Origin of the sequence: Brevundimonas sp. 357, assembly GCF_003938605.1 — a bacterium.
Taxonomy (GTDB): domain Bacteria; phylum Pseudomonadota; class Alphaproteobacteria; order Caulobacterales; family Caulobacteraceae; genus Brevundimonas.
Genome location: NZ_RHWX01000001.1, coordinates 153,521 through 169,515, shown reverse-complemented (window position 1 = coordinate 169,515; position 15,995 = coordinate 153,521). Strand labels below are relative to the sequence as shown.

At 67.2% G+C, this 15,995-nt stretch carries 15 protein-coding genes; 11 read left to right on the top strand and 4 right to left on the bottom strand.

Annotated features, from left to right (window positions below; translation table 11 throughout):
* Window positions 1–17: 17 nt before the first annotated feature.
* From infC to EGK63_RS00735, 11 genes are all read left to right on the top strand, one after another.
* Window positions 18–539: a translation initiation factor IF-3 gene (gene infC / locus EGK63_RS00785; protein WP_125899469.1), complete on the top strand. Its 522-nt coding sequence runs from the start codon at window positions 18–20 to the stop codon at window positions 537–539.
* A 133-nt stretch (window positions 540–672) separates the two neighbouring features.
* Complete coding sequence (locus EGK63_RS00780) at window positions 673–2,628, top strand: S9 family peptidase (protein WP_243637514.1); 1,956 nt, start codon at window positions 673–675, stop codon at window positions 2,626–2,628.
* Window positions 2,629–2,683: 55 nt separating this feature from the next.
* Window positions 2,684–3,961, top strand: a complete 1,278-nt coding sequence (locus tag EGK63_RS00775) for an MFS transporter (protein ID WP_125899467.1) — start codon at window positions 2,684–2,686, stop codon at window positions 3,959–3,961.
* Between the two features lie 173 nt (window positions 3,962–4,134).
* A complete protein-coding gene (gene rpmI / locus EGK63_RS00770; protein WP_003166435.1) occupies window positions 4,135–4,332 on the top strand; it encodes a 50S ribosomal protein L35 in 198 nt (65 codons plus the stop codon).
* Window positions 4,333–4,441: 109 nt separating this feature from the next.
* Window positions 4,442–4,795: a 50S ribosomal protein L20 gene (gene rplT, locus EGK63_RS00765; protein WP_087141803.1), complete on the top strand. Its 354-nt coding sequence runs from the start codon at window positions 4,442–4,444 to the stop codon at window positions 4,793–4,795.
* 88 nt (window positions 4,796–4,883) lie between these two features.
* Window positions 4,884–5,960, top strand: coding sequence for a phenylalanine--tRNA ligase subunit alpha (pheS, locus tag EGK63_RS00760; protein WP_125899466.1), 1,077 nt, complete (start codon window positions 4,884–4,886; stop codon window positions 5,958–5,960).
* Window positions 5,961–5,973: 13 nt separating this feature from the next.
* A complete protein-coding gene (locus EGK63_RS00755) occupies window positions 5,974–6,396 on the top strand; it encodes a hypothetical protein (RefSeq protein ID WP_125899465.1) in 423 nt (140 codons plus the stop codon).
* A gap of 57 nt (window positions 6,397–6,453) precedes the next feature.
* Window positions 6,454–6,846 carry a pentapeptide repeat-containing protein gene (locus EGK63_RS00750; RefSeq protein ID WP_125899464.1) on the top strand — a complete coding sequence of 131 codons (393 nt, stop codon included), beginning with the start codon at window positions 6,454–6,456 and terminating at the stop codon, window positions 6,844–6,846.
* Window positions 6,843–9,236 carry a phenylalanine--tRNA ligase subunit beta gene (gene pheT / locus EGK63_RS00745; protein WP_125899463.1) on the top strand — a complete coding sequence of 798 codons (2,394 nt, stop codon included), beginning with the start codon at window positions 6,843–6,845 and terminating at the stop codon, window positions 9,234–9,236. Before EGK63_RS00750 ends, pheT begins: the two co-directional genes overlap by 4 nt.
* Before the next feature lie 2 nt (window positions 9,237–9,238).
* Window positions 9,239–9,790 (top strand): TIGR00645 family protein, encoded by a 552-nt coding sequence (locus EGK63_RS00740; RefSeq protein ID WP_125899462.1) that lies wholly within the window; start codon window positions 9,239–9,241, stop codon window positions 9,788–9,790.
* 173 nt (window positions 9,791–9,963) lie between these two features.
* Complete coding sequence (locus EGK63_RS00735) at window positions 9,964–10,584, top strand: DUF1134 domain-containing protein (protein WP_125899461.1); 621 nt, start codon at window positions 9,964–9,966, stop codon at window positions 10,582–10,584.
* 83 nt (window positions 10,585–10,667) lie between these two features.
* On the opposite strand, the gene EGK63_RS00730 is transcribed toward EGK63_RS00735, so the two are convergent.
* From EGK63_RS00730 to glmS, 4 genes are all read right to left on the bottom strand, one after another.
* Window positions 10,668–11,546, bottom strand: coding sequence for an SDR family NAD(P)-dependent oxidoreductase (locus tag EGK63_RS00730; protein WP_125899460.1), 879 nt, complete (start codon window positions 11,544–11,546; stop codon window positions 10,668–10,670).
* Window positions 11,547–11,560: 14 nt separating this feature from the next.
* Window positions 11,561–12,793 (bottom strand): NAD-dependent epimerase/dehydratase family protein, encoded by a 1,233-nt coding sequence (locus EGK63_RS00725; protein ID WP_125899459.1) that lies wholly within the window; start codon window positions 12,791–12,793, stop codon window positions 11,561–11,563.
* Between the two features lie 343 nt (window positions 12,794–13,136).
* Window positions 13,137–14,015, bottom strand: a complete 879-nt coding sequence (gene galU / locus EGK63_RS00720; RefSeq protein WP_125899458.1) for a UTP--glucose-1-phosphate uridylyltransferase GalU — start codon at window positions 14,013–14,015, stop codon at window positions 13,137–13,139.
* A gap of 83 nt (window positions 14,016–14,098) precedes the next feature.
* On the bottom strand, window positions 14,099–15,913 hold the full coding sequence (glmS, locus tag EGK63_RS00715; RefSeq protein ID WP_125899457.1) for a glutamine--fructose-6-phosphate transaminase (isomerizing): 1,815 nt from the start codon (window positions 15,911–15,913) through the stop codon (window positions 14,099–14,101).
* Window positions 15,914–15,995: the final 82 nt, after the last annotated feature.

Genomic DNA, 15,995 nt, shown 5'->3' with positions numbered 1-15,995 from the left:
CGCCCATTCGCCGTCCCATGCAAGCGCCGCCCGTAAAGGACGGGCCGCCCATCAACCAGGATATCCGCGCCGCCCGCGTTCTGCTCATCGACCAGAACGGGGAAAAACAGGGCGTCATGCCGCTGTCCGCCGCGCTGGAGGCCGCCGAAGAGGCGGGCCTGGACCTGGTTCAGATCGTCGCCAATGCCGAAACGCCGGTGTGCAAGATTCTGGACTACGGCAAGCATCGTTTCCAGGAACAGAAGAAGAAGGCCGAGGCGCGCAAGCGTCAGAAGGTCGTCGAGCTGAAGGAAATCAAGCTTCGGCCGAACATCGACACGCACGATTACGACGTGAAGGCCAAGGCCATGCATCGCTTCTTCGGGGACGGCGACAAGGTCAAGGTGACCATCCGTTTCCGCGGCCGTGAAATGGCCCACCCGGAACTGGGCATGAAGCTGATGACCAAGGTCCAGGCCGATTTCGAGGAAGAGGCCAAGGTCGAGTTCGCGCCCAAGATGGAAGGCCGCCAGATGATCATGATCCTGGCGCCGCGCTGACCGCGACCATCGTCAAATGATAAAGAGCCTCGTTCGAAAGAACGAGGTTTTTTGTTCTTGTCATGCGGATTCGCGCCATGCGATCCCGGCTTGTCTGAGGAAGTCGGCGGGGCGCAGGATGCTGGGGTTGAGAATGAGGGCGATCGTTCTGGCTGTCGTCATGGCGGCGGGCGGAGCGTTGGGGAACGGCGCCGGGGCGCAGACGCCGCCTCTTGAGGCTTATGGCGCATCGCCGGCCATCGACTACATCGAGTTGTCGCCGAGCGGCGAACTGATCGCCCGGATCGTGGTCGTAGGCGAAACGCGCGCCATCGCCGTCACGCGGATCAAGACGGGCGAGCATCTTCTCGCTGCTCCGATCGGCGAGGCCAAGGTGCGTGATCTGCGCTGGATCGGTGAGGGGCGGGTGCTGATCGTCTCCTCTGAGACGCAAGCCATTCCTCAGTTGGGCGTGCCTCGTTCAGAGCTGTTCTTCGGCATGATCCTGGACCTGGAGACGAAGGCGCTTGTCCAGGTGCTGAAGCGGACGCCTGACGTACTCGCTACGCTTTATGGCGCAGCCGCGGTTCGTCGGACGGCGCAAGGCGACGCCCTGTTCGCTCGCGGCGTCAACGTCGCCAACGGCCAGATCGACCTGCACAGAATCGACCTGAACACCGGGCGGGGGCGCACGATCGTCTCCATGGACCGGAATACGGACGACTATGTGATGGATGGCGAGGGCGAGGTGATCGCTATGGCCCGCTATGTCGAGCGCAGCGGACGTTGGTCGTTGCGCCTGCCTGAGGGCCGGCGCTTTCGCGAGGCTTGGACGGTAGACGCGCTTGTCGATACGCCGTCGCTGCACGGCATGGGGCGCAGCGCGCGCTCGATCATCGTTGGCGCGGATCGGCCGGAATTGAGTTCTGAAAGTGCTGATCCCGAAACGGGGAATGTGCTGTTCGAGGTCAATGTGGACACGGGGGAATGGGCGCCGCTGCCGTTCGAACGTCGTCCTGACTTCCTCCTCCACCACCCACGGAGCCGTTTGCTGATCGGCGGCGGCCGCGTAGAGGAGGAGGGCGTTCGATATGAGTTCAGCGAGCCTGGAGCGGCGAGGCGGTGGCGCGCCATCGAGCGCGCCTTTCCCGGCAAGGCGCCGCGTCTCGTCTCCTGGAGCGATGATCTGACGTCAGTTCTGGTCTTCATCGATGGCGGCGAATCCGGTCTCTATCGGCTCGTGGACTTTGAACGGGGCGTCGCCGATGTGGTGGGCGAGGCTTATCCGGCCATTCTGGCCGAGCACGTCGGGGCTGTTCGTCCGATCCGCTATGCGGCGGCGGACGGACTGGAGATTCAGGGCTACCTCACCTTGCCGCCTGGCGTGGAGACGCCGCAGGGCCTGCCTTTGATCGTTCTGGCGCATGGCGGGCCGGCGGCGCGGGATGTCGCTGGTTTTGACTATTGGGCCCAGGCCATGGCCTCGCGCGGCTATGCGGTGCTGCAGGCCAATTTCCGCGGCTCGACCGGATATGGTCGCGCCTTCCTGGAGGCGGGCTATGGCGAGTGGGGCCGCAAAATGCAGACGGACCTGTCCGACGGCGTGCGCTGGCTGACCTCCGAAGGCGTCATCGATCCTGCTCGCGTCTGCATCGTCGGCGCCAGCTACGGCGGTTACGCAGCCATGGCCGGACTAACGCTCGACAAGGATGTCTATCGTTGCGGCGTGGCCGTCAGCGGGGTGTCCGATCTGCGACGGATGGTCAATTGGGAGGCGCGCCAGCAGGGGCGGGCGAACAGTCATGTCGTGCGCTACTGGAACCGTTTCATGGGGGCGGCGCGCTTGAACGATCGGGCGCTCGACGCCCTGTCGCCGGCTATGCTGGCGGATGCGGTCGACAGTCCCCTGTTGCTGATCCATGGCAAGGACGACACCGTCGTTCCAATTGAGCAGAGTCGCGTCATGGCGGACGCCATGCGCCGCGCCGGCAAGCCGGTCGAGCTGATCGAGCTGACGGGCGAGGATCACTGGATGTCCCGCTCGGATACCCGCCAGCAGATGTTGCGCGAGACGGTGCGCTTCCTGGAGCTTCATAATCCGGTCGAATGATTGCGATGCCCTAGAGACGCTTTCCGATGCGAGTGCGGCGCGCTAAGGCGGAGGCATGACCGTGCTCCCGCCTGCCCAGCCCAAGGCCCAAGCGCCGACCCTGGCGGTGCTGTTCGCCGTGGTCTTCATCAATCTGGTCGGGTTCGGCCTGGTGGTGCCGCTGCTGCCCTTCTTCGCCCAGAGCCTTCAGGCTGAGCCGTGGCAGATCACGCTGATGTTCTCGGCCTACTCCCTGGGCCAGTTCTTCGCCGAGCCCTTCTGGGGACGGCTGTCGGACCGGATCGGGCGCAAGCCGGTGCTGCTGATCACCCTGGCGGCCAACGCCGTGGGCTATCTGTTGCTGGCCTTCGCGCCCAACATCTGGGCGGCGATTCTGGTGCGGATGTTCACCGGGCTGGGCGCGGGCAATATCTCGACGGTCCAAGGCTATATCGCCGACGTCACCCCGCCCGAGCGCCGGGCCGGGCGCATGGGGCTGATCGGCGCCGCCTTCGGCCTGGGCTTCATCGTCGGGCCGGGCATGGGCGGGCTGCTGGCCCAGCCGCAGATGGGCCATGTCGGCTATCAGCTGCCGATCTTCGCCGCCTCCGGCGCGGCGGTGCTGGCGGCGCTGGGGGTGATGTTCTTCCTGCGCGAAAGCCGGGCCAAGGCCGATCCGGCGGCGCCGCGCCCCGCCTTCCTGTCGGGGATTCAGTTCGCCCGCACGGACGAGGTGGTGTCGCGCGTCCTGGTGGTCAGCCTGATCTATCTGGCGGGTTTCTCGGCGATGGAGGCCGCCTTCGGCCTGTGGGCCGAGCATCGCTACGCCTGGACGGCGCGCGAGGTGGGGCTCAGCTTCATGATCGTGGGCCTGGTCTCGGCCGTGAACCAGGGGCTTCTGGCCGGTCGATTGGCGCGGCGCTTCGGCGAGGCGCGGGTGCTGGCGGCGGGCATGCTGCTGTTCGGGACGTCGCTTATCTTGCAGGTGGTCGCGCCGCCGGCCTGGTTCCCTGCGACGCAGATCGACCTGGGGCTGTTCGTCATTCCGGTGTCGGCCGGGTGGATCATTCCCATCGTCATGGGGATCGGCGCCTGCGGCATGTCGCTGGCCATGCCCAACATCTCGGCCCTGATCAGCCGTTCGTCGCCGCCGGATCGGCAGGGGGCCATGCTGGGGCTGAACATGGCGGCGGGGTCGATGGCGCGCATCGTCGGCCCTATGGTCGCGGGGGTTCTCTATTCCGCTGTGGGGCCGGATTGGCCCTTCCTGGTCGGAGCGGTGCTGACGGTTCCGGCGGCGATGATGGCGATCAACGCCGGGCGCGCCGCGCGTCGTCGCGCGATCGCTGTCTGAGCGGTCGAAGCGGACTCTTCTTGCCTCGGGCAGCCGTTTGGCGTAGAAGCCGCGCCTTCGCGTACCGGACCGCCGGGCGAACAGGCATGCCTGGGCGGTCTTAAATCAGGCTGGCGCTGGTCGGGCTCAAGTAGCTCGAAGAGCGGTAGCCCTCTAAAAGACAGAGAGTGAAAATGCCGAAGCTGAAGACGAAGTCGGGCGCCAAGAAGCGCTTCAAATTCACCGCGACGGGCAAGGTCAAGGCTGGCGTGGCCGGCAAGCGCCACCGCCTGATCAGCCACAACTCGAAGTACATCCGCCAGAACCGCGGCACTTCGGTCATGGCCGACGCCGACGCCAAGAAGATCAAGTCCTACATGCCGTACGCCTGATCGGCGCACGCAGACACGATCTCTCAACCGCATAGAATTTGAACTAAGTCCCTCAAGCAGCAAGGCCCCGCGGGCCGAGCGATAGGGACTTCCCGAAGGGAAATTTACAATGGCTCGCGTCACCCGGGGCGTTACGTCCCACGCCAAGCACAAGAAAGTCCTGAAGCAGGCCAAGGGCTTCTACGGCCGCCGCAAGAACACCATCCGCACCGCCAAGGCTGCGGTGGATCGCGCCGGTCAATACGCCTACCGCGACCGTCGCAACAAGAAGCGCTCGTTCCGCGCCCTGTGGATCCAGCGCATCAACGCCGCCGCTCGCCTGGAAGGCTTCACCTATTCGCAGTTCATGCACGGCCTGGCCAAGGCCGGCATCGAGCTGGACCGCAAGGTTCTGTCGACGATCGCCGCCGACGAAGCCAGCTTCAAGGGCATCGCCGACAAGGTTCGCGCGGCCCTCGCTTAAGTTTTCCTCCCTCACGGGATGAAGCAAAAGCCCTCCGGTTCGCGCCGGGGGGCTTTTTGCTTTCGATCCTAGCGGCTAGACGACCTGCATGACCGATCTCGCTCAACTGGAACTGGACCTCATCAACGCCATCGGCTCGGCCGAGAGCGTGGCGGGTCTGGAGGACATCCGCGTCGCCGCCCTCGGCAAGTCCGGCTCGATCTCGGGCCTGCTGAAAGGCATGGGGGCGCTGAGCCCCGATGAGCGCCGCGAGCGCGGCCCCGTCCTCAACGGCCTGCGCGACCGGGTGTCGTCGGCCCTGTCCGCCCGCAAGGCCGAGCTGGAAGCCGCCGAACTGGACGCCCGCCTGCTGGCCGAGCGCGTCGATCTGACCCTGCCCAGCCGCCCGCGCCGCAAGGGCGGGGTGCACCCGACCATGCAGGTCATGGACGAGATGGTCGCCGTCTTCGCCGACATGGGCTTTTCGGTCGCCGAGGGGCCGGACATCGAGGACGACTTCCACAACTTCACGGCCCTGAACTTCCCGCCCAAGCATCCGGCGCGGGAGATGCACGACACCTTCTTCCTGAAGCCCGATCCGGAAACGGGCGAACGCAAGGTGCTGCGCACCCACACCAGCCCGGTGCAGGTGCGCACCATGATGTCGCAGAAGCCGCCGATCCGAATCATCGCGCCGGGCCGCACCTTCCGTAAGGATTCCGACGCGACCCACACGCCGATGTTCCACCAGATCGAAGGCCTGGTGATCGACCGCGACATCCACATGGGCCATCTGAAGACGACGCTGGAGACCTTCATCGCCCGCTTCTTCGAGCTGGACGATGTCCACGCCCGCTTCCGCCCGCACCACTTCCCCTTCACCGAACCCTCGGCGGAGATGGACATTCGCTGCGATCGCTCCGGCGGCAAGCTGACCCTGAATGAGGGCGAGGACTGGCTGGAGATCCTAGGCTGCGGGATGGTGCATCCGAACGTCCTGCGCAACGCGGGCATCGATCCGGACGAGTACCAGGGCTTCGCCTTCGGCATGGGCGTCGACCGCCTGGCCATGCTGAAATACGGCGTGCCTGACCTGCGCCCCATGTTCGAGGCCGATACGCGCTGGCTGGCGCACTACGGCTTCTCCGCCTTCGCCGCGCCGAACCCGGCCTCAGGCCTCAGCTGAACTGGAAATACCGATGATCGATCAGACCGCGATGTCGCCCGAAGAGAAGCTGGGTCGCGAACTTATCGCCCGCACGTCTTTTGAGAAGGAAGCCGTCTGGCTGCCATCCCTGGCCGTGCACCACATGAACGGCGGACAGGTCTTCATTGACGGCAAGACCTTCACTGAATGCCTGATCGAAGGTCCGGCGGTCATGGCCATCATGAACGGCACGACGTTTGACGGCTGCAACATGGGCGTGGCCCAGAATCCGCGCACCCTGCTGCTGGACCCGCGCGGCGACATGATCGCTGGCGTGATCGGCATGTCCAATTGCCGTTTCGTACGCTGCCGTTTTGTCCAGGTAGGCTTCACCGGCGCCAAGGAGGCGTTGGACGAACTGGAGCAGGGCCTGCTCAGTGCGCGCGCTGAGGCGGAGGCTCAGGCGAAGGGATAGTGCGCGCGACCGCGCGATGCGGCGATGCTCGTCCCTTCTGTTTTGTGAAAGATCGATATGACTGACACCACCATCACACTTGAGGCGCTTGGCCCTGGCCCGAACTATGTCCGCAAAAATGTGTGGCTGCCGCAGTTGTTCATGGAAGCCGCTCGCGCAGGGCTGTCGGCTATCGAAGGCCGCCGTTTTGAAAATTGCCTGATGGAGGGACCGGCGGTCCTGCTGCCGCTGGAAGGCTGCAACTTTGACGGCTGCGACATGGGCGACGCCCAGGGCGACCCGCGCAACCTGATGCTGAGCCCGCAAGGACCGCAGCGTGTCACCGGCCCGATTCCGTTCCGAAACTGCCAGTTCATCAATTGCAACTTCCTCGGCGTCGGCTTCACCGGCTCGGCGGCCTTCCTCGACAATATGGTCGGGGCCCTTTCTCAGCCTGGGACGGCCCAATGAAGTTCACGCTTTCCTGGCTGAAGGCCCACCTCGACACCGAGGCCGAGGTCGATCAGGTCGCGGAGGCCATGACCATGGCCGGGCTGGAGGTCGAGGAGGTCCACGACCCCATCGCCGCCCTGGCGCCCTTTACCGTGGCCAAGATCGTTTCGGCCGAACGCCACCCGAACGCCGACCGGCTGCAGGTCTGCCAGGTCGAGACCGTGGACGGTCTGAAGGAGATCGTCTGCGGCGCGCCGAACGCACGGGCGGGCCTGACCACCATCTACGCCCCCATCGGCGCCTATGTGCCCGGCCTGGGCGTGACCCTGGTCGAGAAGCCGGTGCGCGGCGTGGTGTCCAACGGCATGTTGTGCTCGGGCGCGGAGCTTGAACTGCCCGACGACAGCGACGGCATTTTGGAGCTGTCCGACGACCTGCGGGTCGGCCAGCCTGCGGCGGGCGTTTTCGGCGCCGAGCCGGTCATCGACTTCGAGGTGACGCCGAACCGTCCCGACTGGCTGGGCGTGGCGGGCATCGCCCGCGACCTGGCCGCCGCCGGGCTCGGCAGGCTGACGACGCCGGAGATCGCGCCGGTCGTCGGGGCTTTCGACAGCCCCGTCTCGGTGACGCTGGAGGCGCCCGAACTGTGCCCGGTCTTCGCCGGTCGCGTGATCCGGGGCGTGCGGAACGGCCCGTCGCCGGAGTGGCTGCAACAGCGGCTGACGGCGATCGGCCTGCGTCCGATCAACCGCCTCGTCGACATCACCAACCTGGTTTCCTACGACCGCGCGCGGCCGTTGCACGTCTATGACCTGGCGAGCCTGTCGGGCGACGGGATCGTGGTGCGCGCCGGTCGCGGCGAGGCCGATCGGATCGAGGCGCTGGACGGCAAGACCTATGCGCCCGGCGGCGCCGACTGCGTCATCGCCGACGCCGAGGGTCAGCGCGCCATCGGCCTGGGCGGCGTCATGGGCGGCGTCTCCACGGGTTGCTCGGACGAGACGGTCGACGTCTTCGTCGAGAGCGCCTGGTTCGACCCCATCGCCATCGCCCAGACGGGCCGCTCGCTGGGCGTCAGCTCCGACGCCCAGTACCGCTTCGCGCGCGGCGTCGACACGGCCTCGGTCGTCCCCGGTCTGGAGCTGGCGACGCAGCTGATCCTGGACCTGTGCGGCGGCGAGCCGTCGATGGTCACGGTGGCGGGCCAGGCCCCGGCCGCCCCGGCCGCCTTCGCCTTCGACCCTTCCTATGTGAAGCGGCTGTCGGGAATGGACCTGGGCGAGGACCGGGTCTTCGAGATCCTGTTCGCCCTGGGCTTCACCGTCATGCGCGGCTCGCCCTGGTCGGTGACGCCGCCGTCCTGGCGCCGCGACGTTGAAGGCCCGGCCGATCTGGTCGAGGAAGTCGCCCGCATCGAGGGCTACGCCGCCCTGCCCGACACGCCCTTGCCGGCGGTCGCGCCGGCCCCCGGCGGAGTGCTGAGCCCGCGTCAGGCGCGCGTGCGCACGGCGCGCCGCGCCCTGGCGGCCCTGGGCTATGCCGAGGCCGTCACCTGGTCCTTCACCAAACAGTCGATCGCCGCCCTGTTCGGCGGCGGGGACGAGCGTCTGGTGCTGGAGAACCCGATCGCGGCCGATCTGGACTGCATGCGGCCCTCGGCCCTGCCGAACCTGATCCAGGCGGCGGCGCGCAACGCCGCGCGCGGCCACGCCGACGTCGCCCTGTTCGAGATCGGCCCCATCTATCTGGACGATCAGCCGAACGGCCAGCGCACCGTCATTGCGGGCCTCGTGGCGCCGCACGCCGACCGTCACTGGGGCGGAGCGGGGGAAGACCCCCTGTTCGCGCTGAAGGGCGACCTGATGGCCCTGCTGGAAGAGATCGGCGCGCCGGTCGCCTCCCTGCAACTGACGCAAGGGTCGAACCGCGACTGGTGGCATCCCGGCCGCTCGGCGCGGCTGCAACTGGGGCCCAAGAACGTCATCGTCGAGTTCGGCGCCCTGCACCCGCGCGTGCTGAAGGCCCTGGACGCCGACGGCCCCATGCTGGCCTTCGAGATCGTGCTGGATTCCGTGCCGGAACCACGCGGCAAAGCGGGCAAGGCGCGCGGCGCGGCGGACCTGCCGAACCTGATGCCGCTGACCCGCGACTTCGCCTTCCTGATGGATGAAGCCAAGGCCGTGGGCGACCTGACCCGCGCCGTGGCGGGCGCCGACAAGGCCCTGATCGCCGAGGTGCGCGTCTTCGACGTCTATCGCGGCCAGGGCGTGCCCGAGGGCCAGAAGTCGGTCGCTATCGAGGTCGAGATCCAGCCCCGCGGCGCCACCCTGGCCGAGGCCGAAATCGAAGCTCTGACAGCCAAGGTCAAGGCCGCCGCCGCCAAGGCGGGCGGAATCCTGAGAAGCTGAGCATGACGGACAAGAAGCCCTGGGCCGAGACCCAGTTCGAACGCAACCTGTTCCGCGCGCGCTGGCTGATGGCGCCGTTCTACCTGGGTCTGGTCCTGGCCCTGGTGATGCTGCTGGTCGTCTTCGTGCGGGAGCTGTTCTACTACCTGCCGCAGGCCTTCATCGTCGGCGACGGCCACATGACGTCCGACACCGCCATCCTGGCCATTCTCAGCCTGGTGGATTTGTCTCTGGCGGGCAATCTGCTGCTGATCGTCCTCTATTCCGGCTATGAGAATTTCGTCTCCAAGCTGGACCTGGACGAGAACCAGGTAGATCGGCCGCCGTGGATGGGCTCGGTGGACTTCTCGGGTCTGAAGATGAAGCTGATCGCCTCCATCGTGGCGATCTCGGCCATCTATCTGCTCAAGAGCTTCATGAACATCGGCAAGCCGGGCCATCCGCTGGACCAGGCGGCGCTGATGTGGGCGGTGATCATCCATCTGACCTTCATCGCCTCGGGCGTGCTTCTGGCCCTGATGGACTGGATCGCGGCCAAGACCGACAAGCATTGAACGGCCCGGCGAATTTCCGGTCTGCATGACGCAGGCTTGATCCGCCGGAACGCTTTAACGAGGTGCGGGCAATCTTCGGTTAACCTTAAAGCCCCAAGGCTGCCGTAAAAGGCACGGACGGTAGGCCAAGCCCGCGACGACGGGCGGACCGTCCTTAGCCGGGAGCCTCGACCATGCACCGCCGCCAACTGATCCGCACCAGCCTCGGCCTCGCCGCCGCCGGCGCCCTGCCCGCCGGTCTCGGCGCCTGCGCCAGCCGTCCGCCCGCCGATCCCAACTATCCGATCGCTTCGGATCAGAACGCCCAGGCCTATACCTTCGACGAGCTGGTCGCCGCCGGTTCGCGCGAGCTGGGTATCGCCGCCGAGGCCGTAGGCGGCGCCATCGAACGCATCTTCGCCGAACAGGGCGACCGCCCGACCGCCTATATCGCGGGCGAGGAAGGCGCGGGCGCCGTGGTGGCCGGCCTGCGCTACGGCCGCGGGGCCCTGCACATGAAGGATTTGTCGGCTTCGCAGGAGGTGTTCTGGCAGGGCGCCTCCATCGGTTGGGACTGGGGCGGCAACGCCAGCCGGGTCTTCACCCTGGTCTACGGCCTGTTCCATCCCGACATGCTCTATCGCCGCTATCCGGGCGTCGAGGGTTCGGCCTATCTGGTCGCCGGTCTGGGCGTGAACTATCAGCGCGCGGACGGCATCGTCCTGGCCCCGATCCGCACCGGCGTCGGCGTGCGTCTGGGCGCCAACGTCGGCACCATGAGCTACAGCCGCCAGCGCAACATCCTGCCATTCTAGGTTCGCTATGCTCGGGTCGCGGACCCTCGCGGCTTGAGCGAAAAAATAGGCGCGTCGATTTCGGTCGGCGCGCCTTTCGCATGTCAGGGCGCTTCCTCGGCGAGGATGGCTTCCAGCCCCTCGCGGTAGGATGGGTAGCGGGGACGCCAGCCCAGTTCGGCCTTGGCGCGGGCGTTGGAGACGCGCTTGGAGTCCAGATAGAAGCGGCGCATGGCGTCGCTGACCTCGGGGTCGGTCCAGCCGACCTCAGGCGGGCGCGGCAGCTTCAGGCGTTCAGCCGCCCAGGCGGTGACGACGTCGGCCGAGGTCGGTTCGTCATCGGTCAGGTTGTAGACGCCGCCGGGGCGCGGCCGGGCCATGGAGGCGAACAGGCCGGAGACGATGTCGTCGACATGGATGCGGTTGAACACCTGGCCGGGTTTTCTGACCAGCCGGGCGGTTCCGGCGCGCAGGCGGTCGAGGACGCTGCGGCCGGGGCCGTAGAAGCCGGGCAGGCGAAAGACCTGAAGCGTCAGCCCCATGCCCTGCGCCCCGTCCAGCCAGTCCCGCTCGACCCGCGCGCGGCGGGCGCCCTCCAGCGTGGCGGCGTTCAGCGGATCGCCCTCGAAGGCCCAGCCGCCCGCGCGGTCGCCGTAGACAGAGGTGGAGGAGATATAGCCGATCCAGTCGGGCCAGGCGTCAGCGGCCAGGGGCGTCAGGGCGCGCAGGGCGGGGCAGCCGTGGGCGTCCGGCGGCGTGGTGATCAGCACGGCCTGAGCGGCAGTCAGGGCTGCGCCCAGGGCAAGGGCGTCGGCGGGATGGACCGGCGTGATTCCCTGCCCGGCCAGCGCCTGGCGGGTTTCCGGATCGCGCGAGGTGGCGAAGGCCCGGCCGCCGCGCCGCAGGGTCTCGCGCGCCGCCGCCTGTCCCAGATAGCCGCCGCCGAACACCAGCAGGGAGGGGGCGGCGGCGGGTTCGGTCATCGGGCTTTGGTCTTTCAGGCGGACAGGACGCGGACGGGGGAAGGGGCGGAGGTCGCTTCAGCCTCGTCGCGCAGGGCTTCGGCGCGGCCCGCGTTCCAGGCGGTGACGCAAGGGATCTTGGTCCGGTCGGCGCGGTCGGCGTAGCGGCGGGCGATGTCGGTCACATCGGCCATCAGACCTTCGGCCAGGGTGATCGGCTTCAGCCCCAGTTCGCGGAACTGGTCATTGGCGACGACCAGTTCGTTCTCGTCGGCCTCCTGACGCGGATTGGCGACGTTGTGGATTTCGGCGCCGGTCATCCCGGCCACCATCTGCGCCAGATCGCGGACACGGCGGCTCTCGGTCATCTGGTTGAGGATCTTGACCCGGTCGCCGCGCTTGGGCGGGTTTTTCAGCGCCAGTTCGACGCAGCGCACCGTGTCCTGGATGTGGATGAAGGCCCGCGTCTGCCCGCCCGAGCCGTGCACCGTCAGCGGATAGCCAAGCGCGCCCTGCATCAGGAAGCGGTTCAGCACCGTGCCGTAGTCGCCGTCATAGTCGAAGCGGTTGATCAGGCGCTCGTCCTGGCGGGTTTCCTCGGTCTGGGCGCCCCAGACGATGCCCTGGTGCAGGTCGGTGATCCGCAGCCCGTCGTTCTTGGCGTAGAACTGGAACAGCAGGGCGTCCTGCGTCTTGGTCATGTGATAGATGCTGCCGGGGTTCGGCGGGAACAGGATTTCCTGTTCGGTCGGGCCGTGGTCGGTGTCGACCGTGACCTTCAGATAACCCTCGGGAATGCGCAGGCCCGCCGTGGTGTAGCCGTAGACCCCCATGGTCCCCAGGTGGGCCAGGTGGACGTCCCGCCCGCTTTCGACGATGGCGGCCAGCAGGTGGTTGGTGGCGTTCAGATTGTTGTCGACGGTGTAGAGCTTGTGCCGCGCCGACTTCATCGAATAGGGGGCGGCGCGCTGTTCGGCGAAGTGGACGACGCTGTCGGGCGCCCAGTCCTTGATCAGGGCGACCAGGCGATCGAACTCCTTGCCGACGGTCAGATTGACGAAGTCGATGGTGCGGCCCGAGACCTCCTGCCACGCGGCGATGCGCTCGCCCATGGTGCGGATCGGGGTCAGGGAGCGGATTTCCAGCTCATTGTCGATGTTGCGGCGGCTGAGGTTGTCGACGACCAACACGTCCCAGCCGCGCGCCGAGAGGTGCAGGGCCGTGGGCCAGCCGCAGAAGCCGTCGCCGCCCAGAATCATCACGCGCATCAGTCGAACCTCGTTTTCAGCACTCTAACCTGCCTAGCCGAACGCGCGAGGGGGCGAAAGCGTGGCGTGAGGCGCGCGGCGAAAGCGACGCAGGGCGGAAAAACAGAGTCCAATTCGTCTGAACTCGGAGGAGTTATCGGGGCTGACCAGCGATGATGAAGTGGCGGGCAAGTAAGGCGGGTTGAAGCCGGTCTGCAGCGAAGGGGACTTTGAAATCAAAGCGATTTTTGACGCTCGTTATGCTGGCGTCCTACGTCCTTCTCCCCTTGTGGGAGAAGGATTTGAGCGTGTCGCCGCGCTGGCGGCTTGAGCGCTTCACGATCACAAAAGAGGAGAAGCGAGGTTACAACAGGCTTTCGATGGCCTTGCGGGCGGCGTCGCCGAGGTCGGGGCGCTTCAGGGCCAGGGCGACGTTGGCGCGCAGCAGGCCGATCTTGTCGCCGCAGTCGTGCGTCACGCCCTCATACTCATAGGCGGTGAAGGTTTGCGTCTTCATCAGCCGGTCCATGGCGTCGGTCAGCTGGATCTCGCCGCCGGCGCCGCGCTCCTGCGTTGCCAGCAGGTCGAAGATTTCCGGCTGCAGGATGTAGCGGCCCGAGATCGACATGTTCGAGGGCGCCGCGCCCTGGGCGGGCTTTTCGATCATGCCCTTCATGCCGTAGCGGCGGCCGTTCTGGGACGAGGGGTCGATGATGCCGTATTTATGGGTGTCGGCCTCGGGCACGGCCTCGACGCCGATGACGTTGCCGCCGACCTGGGCGTAGACCTCGGCCAGCTGCTTCAGGGCGCCGGGCTGAGAATCCACGATGACGTCGGGCAGGATGACGGCGAAGGGCTCGTGGCCGATGATGTCGCGGGCGCACCAGACGGCGTGGCCCAACCCCTTGGGCTGCATCTGGCGGGTGAAGCTCATCTCGCCGGCCTGGGCCAGCTCGGCGTTCATGATCTCCAGGATCTCGGTCTTGCCCTTGGCCAGGAGCTGGGCCTCAAGCTCGATCTGGTGGTCGAAATAGTCCTCGATCGCCTGTTTGGCGCGGCCGGTGACGAAGACGATGTGCTCGATCCCCGCCTCGCGCGCCTCTTCCACGATGTAGGAGAGGATCGGTCGGTCGACGACGTTCAGCAGCTCCTTCGGCGTGGTCTTGGTGCCGGGCAGAACCCGCGTGCCGAGACCGGCCACGGGCAGGACCGCCTTGCGCAGGCGGGCGGGAGAGGTCGTCATGGATCGTCCTGATCAGCCTTGGGGCGCCTGTCATAGGCGTAATTCGTGAAGCTTCCAAACGCCCTCAGGCTGATCGGGTTCGCCTATTCCACCGTCACCGACTTGGCCAGGTTGCGCGGCTGGTCGACGTCCGTGCCCTTCTGTACGGCGGTGTAATAGGCCAGCAGTTGCATCGGCACGGCGTAGACCAGGGGCGAGATCAGGGCGGGGCAGTCCGGCGCATGGACGCGGCGGATGCCCGCGCCGTGCGGGTCGGGCGCCTTTTCCGGGGCGATCATGATGACCGGACCGCCGCGCGCGGCGACTTCCTGCAGGTTGGAGGCGGTCTTTTCGAACAGGTCGTCCAGCGGGGCCAGCGCCACCGTCGGGGTCGCTTCGTCGATCAGGGCGATGGGGCCGTGCTTCAGCTCGCCGGCGGCATAGCCCTCGGCGTGGATATAGCTGATCTCCTTCAGCTTCAGCGCGCCTTCCATGGCCAGCGGGAACATCGGGCCGCGGCCCAGGAACAGCACGTCGCGCGCCTTGGCCAGGTCGAGTGTCAGGGCGTGGATGCCCGCATCCATCTGCAGGGCCTCGGCGATCAGGCGCGGGGCCTCGAACAGGGCCTTGACCAGTTCGGCCTCCTGGGCGGCGTCGATCTTGCCGCGGGCCACGCCCGCCGCCACGGCCAGCGACAGCAGGGCGGCGACCTGGGCGGTGAAGGCCTTGGTCGAGGCGACGCCGATTTCCGGCCCGGCGTGGGTCGGCCACAGGACTTCGGCCTCGCGCGCCATGGAGGAGGTGTGGACGTTGACCACGGCGGCGGTCTTCAGCCCCTGCGCCTTGCACCAGGTCAGGCTGGCCAGGGTGTCGGCGGTCTCGCCCGACTGGCTGACGGCGACGGCCAGCGTCCCCTTGCTCACGGCCGGATGGCGATAGCGGAACTCCGAGGCGATCTCGACGTCGCAGGGCAGGCCCGCATAGCGTTCAAAGGCGTATTTGCCGATCTGGCCGGCGTAGAAGGCGGTGCCGCAGGCGACGATCTGGATGCGCTCGATCGCGGCGAAGTCGACGGCCTGCACCTTGGCTTTGCCGGAGACCAGGTCGAGGTATTCCGACAGGGTGTGCTGGACGCTGTCGGGCTGTTCGTGGATCTCTTTTTCCATGAAGTGGCGGTACTCGCCCTTCTCGACCAGGGCAGAGGAGGCGGAGACCTGGACCACGGCGCGGTCGGCCGGGCGGCCCGAGGCGTCGAACATGCGCGCGCCGGTGCGGGTCACGGCGACGTAGTCGCCTTCTTCCAGATAGGAGATCTTCTGGGTGAAGGGGCCGACGGCCAAGGCGTCCGAGCCCAGATACATCTCGCCCTCGCCCCAGCCGACGACCAGAGGGCTGCCGCGACGCGCGCCCAGGATCAGCTCGTCCTCGCCCTCGATCAGGACGGCGAGGGCGTAGGCGCCGGTCAGGCGGTCGAGGGTGGCCTTGAAGGCGTCCAGCGGGGCCATCCCAGCCGCCAGCTTGTGATCCAGCAGATGAGCCACGACCTCGGTGTCGGTCTGGCTTTCGAAGACGCGGCCCTCGGCCTCCATCTCAGCCTTCAGCTCGGCGAAATTCTCGATGATGCCGTTGTGGACCAGGCAGACGCGACCGGCCTTGTGCGGGTGGGCGTTGGTCGTGGTCGGGGCGCCGTGGGTGGCCCAGCGGGTGTGGCCGACGCCGACGGTCCCGGCGATCGGGTCGGCGGCCAGCACGGCCTCCAGCTCGCGGATCTTGCCCTTGGCGCGACGGCGCTCGACGCCGCCGTCGTTCTGCACGGCGACGCCGGCCGAGTCATAGCCGCGGTACTCCAGCCGCTTCAGGCTGTCGATCAGGCGAGGGACGACGGGGCCGGTTCCGGTGACGCCGATGATGCCGCACATGAGGTCTGCTCCGATCGGATGCGGCCGACGCTTTTTGCGCAGGGCCGCGAAATTGAGGTAAGCGAGAGGGTTCAGCCTCCGC

What these genes read in the sequence shown, in the direction of transcription:
- infC (WP_125899469.1), top strand. Translation starts at nt 18, where the DNA reads ATGCAAGCGCCGCCCGTAAAGGACGGGCCGCCCATCAACCAGGATATC.
- EGK63_RS00780 (WP_243637514.1), top strand. Translation starts at nt 673, where the DNA reads ATGAGGGCGATCGTTCTGGCTGTCGTCATGGCGGCGGGCGGAGCGTTG.
- EGK63_RS00775 (WP_125899467.1), top strand. Translation starts at nt 2,684, where the DNA reads ATGACCGTGCTCCCGCCTGCCCAGCCCAAGGCCCAAGCGCCGACCCTG.
- rpmI (WP_003166435.1), top strand. Translation starts at nt 4,135, where the DNA reads ATGCCGAAGCTGAAGACGAAGTCGGGCGCCAAGAAGCGCTTCAAATTC.
- rplT (WP_087141803.1), top strand. Translation starts at nt 4,442, where the DNA reads ATGGCTCGCGTCACCCGGGGCGTTACGTCCCACGCCAAGCACAAGAAA.
- pheS (WP_125899466.1), top strand. Translation starts at nt 4,884, where the DNA reads ATGACCGATCTCGCTCAACTGGAACTGGACCTCATCAACGCCATCGGC.
- EGK63_RS00755 (WP_125899465.1), top strand. Translation starts at nt 5,974, where the DNA reads ATGATCGATCAGACCGCGATGTCGCCCGAAGAGAAGCTGGGTCGCGAA.
- EGK63_RS00750 (WP_125899464.1), top strand. Translation starts at nt 6,454, where the DNA reads ATGACTGACACCACCATCACACTTGAGGCGCTTGGCCCTGGCCCGAAC.
- pheT (WP_125899463.1), top strand. Translation starts at nt 6,843, where the DNA reads ATGAAGTTCACGCTTTCCTGGCTGAAGGCCCACCTCGACACCGAGGCC.
- EGK63_RS00740 (WP_125899462.1), top strand. Translation starts at nt 9,239, where the DNA reads ATGACGGACAAGAAGCCCTGGGCCGAGACCCAGTTCGAACGCAACCTG.
- EGK63_RS00735 (WP_125899461.1), top strand. Translation starts at nt 9,964, where the DNA reads ATGCACCGCCGCCAACTGATCCGCACCAGCCTCGGCCTCGCCGCCGCC.
- EGK63_RS00730 (WP_125899460.1), bottom strand. Translation starts at nt 11,546, where the DNA reads ATGACCGAACCCGCCGCCGCCCCCTCCCTGCTGGTGTTCGGCGGCGGC.
- EGK63_RS00725 (WP_125899459.1), bottom strand. Translation starts at nt 12,793, where the DNA reads ATGCGCGTGATGATTCTGGGCGGCGACGGCTTCTGCGGCTGGCCCACG.
- galU (WP_125899458.1), bottom strand. Translation starts at nt 14,015, where the DNA reads ATGACGACCTCTCCCGCCCGCCTGCGCAAGGCGGTCCTGCCCGTGGCC.
- glmS (WP_125899457.1), bottom strand. Translation starts at nt 15,913, where the DNA reads ATGTGCGGCATCATCGGCGTCACCGGAACCGGCCCCGTCGTCCCTCGC.